The sequence below is a fragment of the Streptomyces sp. NPDC059534 genome, from assembly GCF_042743475.1.
Lineage (GTDB): Bacteria > Actinomycetota > Actinomycetes > Streptomycetales > Streptomycetaceae > Streptomyces.
In genome coordinates, this window is record NZ_JBHWAQ010000008.1 from 179,578 (window position 1) to 192,467 (window position 12,890).

Sequence of the window (12,890 nt, forward strand, 5' to 3'; positions counted from 1 at the left end):
CGGTGCCGCGTCGGATCAATGCGTTTGACGGTGTGTGTGGTTGTGCTGCTCTTTCGTCCGGTGAGCGGTGAGCAGCACCGGAACGGCGGACCGCGCGCCCTGTCGGTGCGGCGGCCGTGCGCCGCCGGTATGTCAGGCACGGAAACCTCGTCGCGCTGTGGGGTCCGGAAAGCCGAGCCGGCCGGACGCGTCGGGCGGGTCGGGTGCGGCGGGCGGGTCCGCGGGATTCGGGCGTACGGGCGGCAACGGGGGGCCGGGCAGCGGGTCCGGGATCAGGCCGCGGGCCAGGGCCGCCGTCACGGCGCCGGTCCGGCTGTCCACCCCGAGCTTGCCGAAGACACGGACCAGGTGGGTCTTCACCGTCGCCTCGCTGATGAACAGCGCACGTGACACCTGCCGGTTCGACAGTCCCTTCGCCAGCAGGACGAGAATCTCCATCTCGCGTGGGGTCAGCGAGGACTGCGGTGCGCGCATGCGGCCGAGCAGCCGAGTGGCGACCGGCGGAGCCAGCACCGTCTCACCGTTCGCGACGGCGTGCACCGCGGAGACCAACTCCTCGACCGGCGCGTCCTTGAGGAGGTAACCGGTCGCACCCGCCTCGACGGCGGCAAGGATCTCCGCATCGGAGGTGTACGTGGTGAGGACCAGCACCCGGGGCGGGGCCGGCAGCGCCCTGATCCGGCGGGTGGCCTCGACACCGTCCATGCGCTCGCCGCCGCCCTGCCCGCCGCAGGACGCATCGCCGACGGCGCCTGACGCCTTGTCGGCACCGCCGCCCATGCGCAGGTCCATGAGGACCACGTCGACCTCCGTCGGCCCGGCGACCATCCGCAGCGCCTCGGCGCCGTCCCCCGCCTCACCGACCACCACGACCTCGGGCGCGTCTTCGAGCAGTGCGTGCAGGCCACGGCGCACCACCGGGTGGTCGTCGACGATCAGCACGCGCACCCGTGCGACGGAGGCGGTCCGCGGCCCGGTCATGACGTCCCCCCGTGCGGTATCGGCAGGCAGGCGGCGACCGCCGTGCCCTCGCCGATCGTGGACTCGACGGTGAGTACGCCGCCCAGCTCCTCCATCCGCTGGCGCATCCCGTGCAGCCCGAAGCCGCCGGACGAGTCCTGCAGGGGCAGTTCCGGGTCGAATCCCTTGCCGTCGTCGAAGACGTCGAGCGTCACCCGGTCGTCCAGGTAGCACAGGCTCACCACGCACGTCTCGGCGTGCGCGTGCCCGCGCACGTTGGTCAGCGCCTCCTGGGTCAGCCGCAGCAGCGCCACATCGCGTTCGGCACCCAGCGGGTAAGGCTCCCCGTGCAGGTGAAACGCGGTGCCGAGACCGTCGTCCGCACTCCGGTCGACCAGCCGCCGCAACGCCTCGGGCAGGGGCGTCTCGACCAGGGGCGGCGGACTCAGCTCGTGCAGGAAGCGGCGGCACTCGGCGAGGTTCACCGTGGCGACCTCGGTGGCCGCGGCGGTCCGCTCCCGCGCCACGGGCGTGTCCGGCGGAAGCGCGGCGTCGGTGGCGCGCAGCAGCATGATCACGCTCGAGAGGCCCTGCGCGACCGTGTCGTGTATCTCCCGGGCAAGCCGCTGGCGTTCGGCGAGCCGGCCGGCCTCTCGCTGCGACTGCGCCAGCGCGTCCCGGGTGACGACCAGCTCGTGGATGAGCGCCTGGCGGGCCTGGCTCTCCCGGTGCAGCGACTGGTATCCCAGCAGCGGCAGTGTGGAGACCAGCGTGCCCAGCAGCGGGCCGGCCACCTGGGGGATCTCCACCACGCCGGCCTCCGCTCCCTTGGCGGCGACCACGATGACGGTCCCCAGAGCGACGGCCGCGATCGCCAGCCGCAGCGGCAGGAGCAGGACGTACAACGCGAACAGCGGGAACCCCAGCCAGCCGAAGCCCGCGCTGATCGCCATGAGGCAGGCCCACACCGCGGTGAGCGCGCCGAGCCAGCGCAGCGCGCGTCCCGGGTTCCCTTCGGTCGTGTCGAAGGACTCCGCGGGACGCTTGCGTCGGCGGGAGCCGGCCGGCCAGGCAGGGCCGACGAATCCCACCGCGTACGTGGCGGCGAGGAGCACGGACAGCGCGGCCACCATGGAGACGTCGTGGTGCGACGCAGCCGTGCCCGGACCGATCACGACCACGAGGGTCGCGACGAGCGAGGCGACGAACAAGCCGCTCAGCGCGTGCCGCAGCATCGGTTGCATGGCGCACGCCGCCCCTCCGGGCTGCCCGTTCCTCATCCGCGCCTCACTCCCGGTTCATTTCAGGTGGTCAGCGCAGAGACTAGGCCGTTCACTGGCCGGGGGTCTTGTCCATCGTTCGGTTGACGTGGGAGGGCGCTTGGTCCTTGATCGTCCTTGAATGCAGCGGTTCTCGAGGCGGGCGGCGGGCGCGTCGCACGGGACTCCTCGGGCTGATGTGATAGCCGGGGCGAGCATGCGCCTACGGAGCGACTCCGCCGGGGAGCCGGACGAACCCCGGATCCGGCGCCGTCACGACGGACAACGGCTTCGCACCTGACGGCGGTACCCCGACGGCGTCGTGCCCGTCAGACGGTCCTCCTGCCCGTGGGGTCGATCCCGGCCAGCATCATGCCCTGGCCCAGCGAGTCGTCATGGGCCCGAACGGCAGGCCGGTCCGCCGGGTCGCGGAACTGCACCAGCCAGGTGGTGCGGTCCTCCTGGCTGGTGTTCACACCGGAGGAGTGAATGGTCAGGTACGAGAAGAAGAGCACGTCACCGGCTTCGGCGGGCAGGGGAACGGCCGCGTCGAACGGCACGTCGGGGAGGTGGTAACCGCCCTCCTCCACGTGCTCCAGCGGCCCCGACCGGTGGCTGCCGGGGACGATCCGCACGCACCCCCGCTCCACCGGCGCGTCGTCCAGGTGGAAGATCGCGGCACCGACCCGGTGGGACGTGTGCGGGAAGAACGGGTGGTCCTGGTGCGGCGGGAACGGCGAGCCGTTCTCCGGGGGCTTCACGAACAGCTTGGTGTGGTGCAGCTGCACGTCGGGGCCGCCGAGCACCGCCGCCGCGACGGAGGTGAATCGCTCGTCGACCAGCAGACGGGAGAAGGCGGCGGAGTGGAACTGCACGTCGTGCAGGTGCCGCAGCCGGGTCGGCGCGCCGCCCGCGAGGCCCGCCGCCGAGTCCCAGGTCGGGTCGCCGCCGGACGCCGCCAGGGCCAGCACCTCATGGGCGCTTCGGCGGTACTCGGCCGCCTCCGCCGTGCTCAGCAGCCCCTTCACCAGGACGTAGCCGTGCTCGACGTAGTGGGCGGCCAGGGCCGCGTGATCGGTGGTCATGTTCGCTCTCCTTCGTGGTGGCCGAGCGGGCCGGGTCGCCGTGTCGCTCAGGCCGTGGGGACGGAACGCAGCCGGAGGGTGAGGATCTGGAACGGGCGCAGGGTCAGGGACACCTGTCCGGCGGCGGTCTGCCGGGCGGCACCGGAGTCCTCGCCGGAGGCGAGCGGGCGTTCCAGGAGGTCGGTGACGGTGGCCGACTCCAGGGGGAAGCCGGTGCTCAGCAGGGCCGTGGCCCGTCCTCCGTGTGCCTCGTAGAGGCGCACGACGATGTCGCCGGAGCGGTCGTCGGCGAGCTTGACCGTGTCGATGACGACGGCGTCGTCATCCGTGGCCACCAGGGGTACGACCTCCGCCGAGGAACCGGGCACGGAGCGCTCGGGCACGTTCAGGCCGTATCCCTCGCGCACCGCGTCCGCGATGTCGGCGCCGATCACGAACCCGTACCGCAGGCGGTGCCGGCCCCGGTCGGAATCCGGGTCGGGGTAGCGCGGGGCACGGAGCAGCGAGAGCCGGACCGTCGTGGTGGTGCCGCCGTCGGAGCGGACGTCGCGGGTGACCTCGTGTCCGTAGGTGGAGTCGTTGACCACGGCCGCGCCCCAGCCCCGTTCGCCGACATGGAGGAAGCGGTGGGCGCAGAACTCGAACTTGGCCGCGTCCCAGCTGGTGTTGGTGTGCGTCGGTCGCTGGACGTGCCCGAAGGGGATCTCAGCGCTGGAGTGGTCCGCGCGGACGTCGAGCGGAAAGGCCGCTTTGAGGAGCTTCTCCGTCTCGTTCCAGTCGATCTCGGTGTCGATGTCGAGCCGCCGGGATCCTTCGGCGAGGGTGATGAACTGCTCGATCCGGGAGTCGCCGACGGTCCTCATGACCCGCACGCCACCTGCCTCCGCGCGCACCGATTCGGCGTCGCGGAGGTCGTGCACGGTGTTTCGGTAGAAGGCGTCGATGTCCCAGGCGTCGTACTCGTTGGGGAAGTCCTGGTGGAGCTGGAGGAGGTTGGCCGTCGTGCCGGGGGCCAGGGCCTCGCGGTCCGCCGCGATGTCGTAGGCGGAGGTCACCAGGCCCCGGTCGTCGATCCGGACGCGGACGAGTCCGTTGTCGAGGAGGTGGCCGCCGTCGACCGGCACGGGCGCCACCGGGCGGTCCTGCGAGCCGGTGCGCGGCGACGCGCCGAGGGCGGGGATGCCGCCGCGGGTGAACGGGGAGGCGTTGAAGACCACCTGCTCCTCGCCCTTGCCGGCCAGGGCGCGCTGGGCGGCGTCGACGATCCCGTGCAGCTCGGCGGTGACCGCCGCGTAGGTCGCCTCGGCCTCACGGTGCACCCAGCCGATGGAGGAGCCGGGCAGGATGTCGTGGAACTGGTGGAGCAGGACCGTCTTCCAGAGCCGGTCGAGGGCCTCGTGGGGGTAGGCGGATCCGGTGCGGACGGCCGCGGTGGCGGACCACAGCTCGGCCTCCCGGAGCAGGTGTTCGCCGCGCCGGTTGCCCTGCTTGGTGCGCAGCTGGCTGGTGAGCGTGCCGCGGTGGAACTCCAGGTAGAGCTCGCCGAGCCACACCGGGGCGTCGGTGTACTCCGCGTGCGCCCGTTCGAAGAAGTCGGCGGGGCTCTCGATGGCGACCCGCGGCGAGCCCTCCAGGTCCTCCAGGCGGGACGCCCGGGCCAGCATCTCGCGGGTGGGGCCGCCGCCGCCGTCTCCGTACCCGAACGGCAGAAGTGAACTGTTGGCCGCCTCCTTGTCCTGGAAGTTCCTTACGGCGTGGGCGAGTTCGGCACCGGTGATCTCGGCGTTGTAGGTGTCGACGGGCGGGAAGTGGCTGAAGATCCGGGTGCCGTCGATGCCCTCCCACCAGAAGGTGTGGTGCGGGAACTTGTTGGTGGTGTTCCAGGAGATCTTCTGGGTGAGGAACCAGCGCACGCCGGCGAGCTTCATCAGCTGCGGCATGGCCGCGTTGTATCCGAAGGTGTCGGGCAGCCACATCTCCTTCGTCTCGACGCCGAACTCGTCGAGGTAGAAGCGCTTGCCGTGGATCAGCTGCCGGGCGAGGGACTCGCCGCCGATGATGTTGGTGTCGGGCTCGACCCACAGGCTGCCGACGGGGAGGAACTGTCCGGTCTTCGCCTTCTCCTGGACACGGCCGTAGACCTCGGGGCGGTGCTCCTTGAGCCAGGCGAGCTGCTGGGCCTGGGACATGGCGAAGCGGAAGCCGGGGTGGTCGTCCATGAGGTGGGTGACGTTGGAGAGCGTCCTGGCGACCTTGCGCACGGTCTCGCGCAGCGGCCAGAGCCAGGCGGTGTCGATGTGGGCGTGTCCGACGGCGGACATGCGATGGGCGCTGGGGGCGGCGGGAGCCGCGAGCGCGGGGCGGAGCACCTCGCGGGCGGCGGTGGCGCCGGCGGACACGTCCTGCAGGTCGATGGTGTCCAGGGCCCGCTCGATGGTCTGCAGCAGCTGCCAGCGGCGTGGTTCGGCCTCGGGGAGTTCGCGCATGAGCTCGCCGAGGACGTCCAGGTCCTGGGCGAGTTCCCACACCTCGGTGTCGAAGACCGCGAGATCGAGGCGGAGCAGCTGGTAGATCGGAGCGTCGGCGATGCCGGTGCCGGTGCCGGTCAGCCAGGAGGGCCGGTCGCCGGTGCGGGTGGGTACGTGGCTGTCGTTCAGGTTCGGGTTGGCGGCGGACTCGACGTAGTACGTGAACTCCTCGCCACCGACCGCCGGGTCGGCGACCGGGATGTAGGCGTTGCGGGGGTTGAGGGCCTTCACGACGGTGCCGTCGGCGCGGTAGACCAGGCCCTCGCTGGAGAAGCCCGCACCGGTGAAGTTGAAGCCGATGTCGATGACGGCCTCCACGCGCCGGCCGGCCCATTCCTCCGGCACTCTGCCGCTGATCCGGAACCAGCTGGTGGTCCACGGCGGCCCCCAGCGGTGGCCGAGCGTCACCGGCTCGTACGGTGCGGCCAGGCCGTCGGTGACGGGGACGGGTTCGCCGGGGACGTTCCAGATCGCGATGTCGAGCGGGACGGTACGGGCGTGGACGGCCGGCCTGATGCGCTGGTCGAGGACACGGGCGAGCCGCTGCTCGGTGAGGCGTTGTTTGCTGTGCATCGATGTCTCCGTGGTCGTTCGGGCGAAGCTCGGCGAGGCCGTGGTGCGTCAGGCCGTCCACCACACGGTGGTGTGCGCGGGCAGGGCGAAAGCCGCGCCAGGCGGGCCTTCGAGGGTCTCGATCGGGGAGCTGGCGAGCAGCGGGCGTCCGGGCGAGGGGATGATCAGTGCCCGGTCCGCCGTGTTGCTCGTGCAGACGAAGCCCGGCCGCCGGAAGGCGAGGACGCCGTGGGGCGCGTCGTCCCACTCGACGGTGTCTCCGGCGCCGAGGCCCGGATGCCTCCGGCGCAGGGCCAGCGCCGCACGGTACAGCTCCAGCGTCGAGTCCGGGTCGCCCGTCTGGGCCTCGACACTGAGCGTTCCCCAGTCCTCGGGCTGCGGCAGCCAGCTACCGCCCGTCCCGAAGCCGTACGAGGGGCCGGCGGCGGTCCACGGAAGGGGCACTCGGCAGCCGTCGCGGAATCCCTCCATGTCCCCCCTGCGGGCGAAGGCCGGATCCTGGCGCGCCTCGTCCGGCAGGTCGGTGACCTCGGGGAGGCCCAGTTCCTCGCCCTGGTAGAGGTACGCGGAGCCGGGCAGCGCGAGCATGAGGAGCGTGGCGGCGCGCGCCCTGCGCAGGCCGAGCTCGCGATCGCCCGCCCGCGGGCGCCCTCCCCCGGCCTGCGGACCGGCGAACCGGGTGGCGTGCCGGCAGGTGTCGTGGTTGGACAGCACCCAGGTCGCCGACGAGCCCACCGTCCGGCCGGCCTCCAGTGAGGTGTCGACGGCCTGCCGGATCTCCTCGGCGTCCCAGGAGACGCCCATGAGGTCGAAGTCGAACGCCTGGTGCAGCTCGTCGGGTCGTACGTACAGGGCGGTGCGTTCCGGCGTCGGCACCCACGCCTCGGCGACCGACATCCGCTCCCCCGGGTACGAGTCGAGGATCCCGCGCCACGAGCGGTAGATCTCGTGGACGCCGTCCTGGTCCCAGTACGGCGTGGCCTCGGTGCCGAGCATCCTGCGCTGGTCGGTGCGGCCGACGTCGGGCAGTCCCTCGGCCTTGACCAGCCCCTGGGCGACGTCGACCCGGAAACCGTCGACTCCCCGGTCGAGCCAGAACCGCAGGATCGAGTGGAAATCCTCCCCGACGGCCGGGTGGTCCCAGTCGAAGTCGGGCTGCTCGGGGGCGAAGAGGTGCAGGTACCAGTCGCCGGGTGTGCCGTCCGGGTTCTCCGTGCGGGTCCAGGCGGGGCCGCCGAAGACGGAGGTCCAGTCGTTGGGCGGCAGCTCCCCCTTCTCGCCCTTTCCGGGGCGGAAGTGGTAGCGGTCGCGGTACGGCGAGCCCGGTCCCTCCTCCCTCGCGCGCCGGAACCACTCGTGCCGTTCGGAGGAGTGGTTGGGCACGAGGTCCACGATCACCCGCATCCCGAGCTCGTGGGCGTCCCGGATCAGGCCCTCGGCGTCCGCGAGGGTGCCGAGCACGGGCTCGACGGCCCGGTGGTCGGCGACGTCGTAGCCCGCGTCCGCCTGCGGGGAGGCGTAGAAGGGGTTCAGCCACAGGGCGTCGACGCCGAGCTCCTTCAGGTACGGCAGTCGGCTGCGGACGCCGGGGAGGTCGCCCATCCCGTCGCCGTTCCCGTCGGCGAAGCTGCGCGGGTACACCTGGTAGACGACGGCTTCACGCCACCATCCCGGTGTGGATGCCGTCGGAGCGACGGTGTCGGGAGCATCGGAAGCGTACGGGGGCATCGTCGGTCTCTCCCAGCAGACGGTGGTGGCGTGTCGAGGGGGTGGCGGCGGTCTCAGTCCTCGACGGGCCCCAGGTCCGATGTGCCGCGCAGCTCCACCTTCCGTGTGGTGGAGCCGTGCAGTTCGAGGACGGTGATCTCGTTCCGCCCCGCGCGCAGGACCGGGGCGGGGACGTAGAGCGTGGTCTGCGGGCCTCGGGACCAGTAGCGGCCGAGGGCGAAGCCGTTGATCCACACCAGGCCCTTGGTCCAGCCGTCCAGGGCGATGAAGCCGTCGGCGGGGCGGGCGATGTCCACGTATCCGTGGTGGAAGGCCGGTCCGACCGGGGGCGCGGAGGCGTCGAGTGCCGTGTAGCAGAGCGTGCTCGGGTCGTCCAGCGGCAGCGGACGGCTGTACCAGTCCACGAGGGGAAGGCCGTTGGCGGTGACGGCGCCGAGCAGCCCCTTGCGGTCGTGCATGGCGGACCCGTAGTTGACGCGGCCCTGGTTCTCCACGAGCACGTCCAGGTGGGCACCCTGCCGGGGGACGAGGAAACTGATCGCGTGCTCGTGGTTCTCCCGCTCCAGGACGCCGACCGGCTGCCCGTCGACGAAGACCTGTGCACGGTCGCGCACCTCGTCGAATCGGAGCACGGTCCGGCCGATGTCCGGAAGGATCGTCTCGTACAGGACGAAGCCGAAGGACTGGCCGAGCTGCTCCATGGTGACCGGACGGTCGGCGTGCACCGCCAGGCCGCCGATCCCCTCGACCTGGTCCAGGAGGCCCGCGCAGGTGGTGAGTTCGGCGACGGCCGCGGACAGCTTGGGCGCGGGAGCGGGGACCGGTTCGTCGGGTACGGGGGCGTACCGGGCGATGACCTCGCGGAACGCCGCGTACTTGGGCCCGGGGTCGCCGGCCTCGTCCAGCGGGGCGTCGTAGTCGTAGGAGGTGACGGTGGGCCGGTAGGTGCCCTTGTCGTTGGCGCCGTTGGTGAAGCCGAAGTTGGTGCCTCCGTGGAACATGTAGAGGTTGACCGAGGCGCCGGCCGCGAGCAGCCGGTCGAGGTCGGCTGCCGCGTCTTGCGTGCTGCGGGTGACGTGGGTGCCACCCCAGCGGTCGAACCAGCCGATCCAGAACTCGGAGCACATCAGCGGGCCTTCGGGCTGCTGGGTGCGCAGTTCGGCGAGCCCCGCCTCCACGCGACTGCCGAGGTTGACCGTGCGCAGGACTCCGTCGAGTCCGCCGCGCTCCAGGTCGGAGGGCTGGTCGCAGGTGAACAGCGGGACGTCGACGCCGTGCTGCCGGAGCAGCTCGGCCAGGTCGGCGAGATAGCCGGAGTCGTCGCCGTAGGCGCCGTACTCGTTCTCCAGCTGGACGGCGATGACGGGTCCGCCGCGGGTCGCGAGGTAGGGGCGCACGGTCGCCATGAGGGATCCGAGGTAGTCGTCCACCGCCTTCAGATAGCGGGGGTCGCGACTGCGCAGTTCGATGTCCTCGTCCGCGAGCAGCCACGAGGGCAGGCCCCCGCCGTCCCATTCCGCGCAGATGTACGGGCCGGGCCGGAGCAGGACGTGCAGTCCCTCGGCGGCGGCGAGGTCGAGGAAGCGGGGCAGGTCGAGACCTCCGTCCACGCGGAACTCGCCGCGCCGGGGCGAGTGCAGGTTCCACGGGACGTAGGTCTCGACCGTGTTGAGCCCCAGCAGCCGCGCCTTGTGGAGCCGGTCGGCCCACTGCTCCGGGTGGACGCGGAAGTAGTGCAGTCCGCCGGAGATGATGCGGAACGGACGGTCGTCGAGACGGAAGCCGTCTGCGGCGATCTCCAGTCGTGGCATGGCTGTGGTGCTCCTAGGTGTCGGTGCTGGGGTTGCGGGTGCTGGGGGTGCCGGTGCCAGGGGTGCCGGTGCCTGAGGCTGTCGGTCAGCTCAGGGGGCGGCAGAGGAGTGCGTCGGGGGCCCCACCGTGCTGCCACTTCCAGGTGTACGCGACGCCGGCGAGGTACTCGTCGTCCCTGCACTGGCCCTTGTAGGCGCCGGGCGCCCAGTCGCTGGCGGTGGAGCCGCCGGTGGCGGGCCGGTTGTCTCCGTGGTCGAACCAGAGCAGCCGGTTCGTGGTGGGCAGCGACGTGGCGGAAGGTGCGCAGAGCAGGGCGGCCATCGCGTTGCCGTTGACGCTGTAGCCGACGGCGAAGGTGTCCTTGGGGCATTCGAGCTTGTTGTAGCCGCCCGCCCAGTCGCCGCTCTTGACGTAGCGCTCGTCGACGACGGTGGTCCACATGCCGTCGGCCTTGACGGGCTGGTCGACGTCGGTGCACAGACCGCGGTTGTTGCTCCGGGCGAGGGCGACGAGCCGCTGGCTGTCGGGGCAGTTGCCCTTCCGGTTGCCGACGTTCCAGTCCGCCTGCCGGCGCATGGTGGCGGAGAGGTTCTGGTCGCCGAAGTCGAGGTCGACCATGTTCCAGTGGTCGACGGTGGCGACCTGGCCGGTCTTGCCGGAGGCGTTGACCAGCTTGTTCCAGTGCGTGGCGCGCCAGTCGCCGGGGTCGTTGATCGCCTGCCGCTGACCGGCGTCGTCGTAGGAGATCAGCGCCCAGTTGTCGTTGATCTTGCCGTTGGTGGTCCAGCCGACCAGCGGCCACTGGGCGAAGTCGGTGTCGTTCTCCACCAGGATGTCGGTGAAGCGGGCGAACCAGTCCTTCTCCTTCTCGTCCGTCTGACCGCGTCCACCGGTGCCGAACTCGCTGACCCACACGGGAGCGGTGAAGTGCTGGCCCTCTTCGGTGACGAACAGGGCCTGGTCGTCGACGACCCGGACGAGGTCCTCGGGCGAGAGGTCCCGGTAGCGCGGGTCGTTGGTCTCGCCGTTCTGCCAACCACCGCTCGAACCGGTGTGGTTGGGGCCGGTGAAGCCGTAGAAGTGGGCCGAGTAGACCAGCTTTCCGGAGTTGATCAGGGTGTTGGACAGGTTGCGGACCGGGGTCAGCGTCGGCCGGCCGTGGGAGAACATGCCCTGCGGGATGCCCTGCCAGTTGATGCCCTCCATGATGACGAGCATGTCCGGGTCGGCTTCCAGGATCCTGTTGCCGGCCAGCTGGAAGGCGTTGTAGAGGTCGTGCTCGTTGCCCCAGCCCCAGTTCGGGTCGTCGTTCCAGTCACGACGGACCTCGTTGCGCAGGTCCGCGCCGACGACACGCTTGTTCGACTTGTAGCGCTTCACCAGGAACAGCCAGTCGTCGATCCACTGCTCGGTGGTCTGGCTGGTGTTCCAGCGTTCGTTGCCGTCCAGGGAGCAACAAAAACGGTAGGTGGTGGTGTGGTTGTTCAGTATGACCGCGAAGCCGTCGGCGGTGAGAGCGGCGACGACCGCGTCGAACACCTCGAGCGGGGTCTTGTCCTCCAGCTGCGGGTTGGCCGCGACGGCGTAGTTCGGCACCAGGGTGTCGTCGTTGATCATCGCGTCGGAGTAGGGCAGCCGGATCGCGTTGATGCCGAGCGCGTGGAAGTCGGCGAGAATCCGGCTGATCGGCGTGCGGTCCAGGCCGAGCGGGATGTTGTTCGACATCTGGTCCGCCTGGTGGTTGGCGACGTCGCTCTCGTTGCCGCTGCCCTCCCAAGTGCCTTGGGCGCCAGCCCAGTTGCTTGCCTTCAGCTTGAATCGGTCGCCGTCGGCGTCGACGATGTACCGGCCCCGCGTGCTCAGCGGGCCGGTCCAGGACGCGGCCAGCTGCTCGCCGGTCAGCGCGACGGGGGCGTCGGTCGCGGCGGCGGGTGCGAGGGCGGTCGCCGTGCCGGGGAGTGCGCTGACGAGCAGGGCGCCGGTGGCCAGCGCGGCGGTCAGGGCCCGGGCGAGGGTCCTCGCGAGGGCGCCGTCGGGCATGCGTGATCTCATGGTGCTGTCCTCCAAGGTGTGGGAGTGAAGGAGGTACTGCGTTCCGGACCGACGGTCCGGAGTCGCGGAGCCGAGGGCGCCGTCAGCCCTTGAGGCCGGAGTGGGCGATGCCTTCGACGATGTGGCGCTGCGCGATCAGGAACATGACCACCAGAGGGGTGATGGTCACGACGGCGCCGGCGAACAGGCCGGGCAGGTTGACGGTCTGCGCCGTGAGGAAGGTGGACAGGGCGATCTGCGCCGTCCAGGCGGTCGGGTCCTGGCCGATGACCAGCGGCCACAGGAAGGCGTTCCAGCTGTCGATGAAGGCGAGCGCGCCGAGGGAGGCGAGCATCGCGCCGGACGACGGCAGGGCGATCCTGCGGTAGAGGCCGAGCCAGCCGAGCCCGTCGAGGCGGCCCGCTTCCTCGATCTCCCGGGGGAACTGCAGGTAGAAGTTGCGGAACAGCAGCACCGCGAAGGGGTTGAAGAGTCCGGGTGCGACGAGACCCCACAGGGTGTTGACGCCGCCGAGCGAGCCCACGACGACGAACGTGGGCACGAAGGTGGCCGAGCCGGGAATCATCAGCGTGGCCAGGACGAGACCGAGCACGACACCGCGCCCGGGTACCGGGATGCGGGCGAGCGCGAAGCCGGCGGCCGAGGCCAGCAGGGTCGACACCGGGGCCGTGATCGCGGCGATCAGCAGGGAGTTGGCCAGGGCCTGGCCCATGTTCACCATGGGGTCGCTGAACAGGGAGGTGAAGTTCTCCCAGTGCATCGTCGAGGGCCACCAGGTCCACTCCGGCGACGTCAGGGTCCGCGTGTCCATCAGCGCGTTGCGCAGCATCAGGTAGAAGGGGGTCAGGAACACCACCATCAGGGCTCCGGCCAGCAAGCCGCGCACAGGGCCC

The 12,890-nt window shown here is 71.1% G+C and carries 7 protein-coding genes and 1 pseudogene; all 8 read right to left on the bottom strand.

What is annotated here, in order from left to right; all coding sequences use genetic code 11:
• Positions 1 to 270 precede the first annotated feature (270 nt).
• Positions 271 to 981: pseudogene (locus ACFVZH_RS12955) on the bottom strand (response regulator); the annotation flags it as partial.
• The gene (locus ACFVZH_RS12960) at positions 978 to 2,204 is read right to left on the bottom strand and encodes a sensor histidine kinase (RefSeq protein WP_384896210.1); all 1,227 of its coding nucleotides are present in this window, start codon (positions 2,202 to 2,204) and stop codon (positions 978 to 980) included. The pseudogene ACFVZH_RS12955 and the gene ACFVZH_RS12960, both read right to left, overlap by 4 nt.
• 344 nt (positions 2,205 to 2,548) lie before the next feature.
• Entirely contained in the window at positions 2,549 to 3,304 is a 756-nt protein-coding gene (locus ACFVZH_RS12965) for a phytanoyl-CoA dioxygenase family protein (protein ID WP_384896212.1), read from the bottom strand.
• Between the two features lie 47 nt (positions 3,305 to 3,351).
• Positions 3,352 to 6,405: an alpha-mannosidase gene (locus ACFVZH_RS12970; RefSeq protein ID WP_384896214.1), complete on the bottom strand. Its 3,054-nt coding sequence runs from the start codon at positions 6,403 to 6,405 to the stop codon at positions 3,352 to 3,354.
• A gap of 48 nt (positions 6,406 to 6,453) precedes the next feature.
• A complete protein-coding gene (locus tag ACFVZH_RS12975) occupies positions 6,454 to 8,133 on the bottom strand; it encodes an alpha-amylase family glycosyl hydrolase (RefSeq protein ID WP_384896216.1) in 1,680 nt (559 codons plus the stop codon).
• A gap of 53 nt (positions 8,134 to 8,186) precedes the next feature.
• A complete protein-coding gene (locus ACFVZH_RS12980) occupies positions 8,187 to 9,944 on the bottom strand; it encodes a beta-galactosidase (protein ID WP_384896218.1) in 1,758 nt (585 codons plus the stop codon).
• 85 nt (positions 9,945 to 10,029) lie between these two features.
• Complete coding sequence (locus ACFVZH_RS12985; RefSeq protein WP_384896220.1) at positions 10,030 to 11,997, bottom strand: glycoside hydrolase family 5 protein; 1,968 nt, start codon at positions 11,995 to 11,997, stop codon at positions 10,030 to 10,032.
• Between the two features lie 82 nt (positions 11,998 to 12,079).
• Entirely contained in the window at positions 12,080 to 12,856 is a 777-nt protein-coding gene (locus ACFVZH_RS12990) for a carbohydrate ABC transporter permease (RefSeq protein ID WP_384896222.1), read from the bottom strand.
• Positions 12,857 to 12,890: the final 34 nt, after the last annotated feature.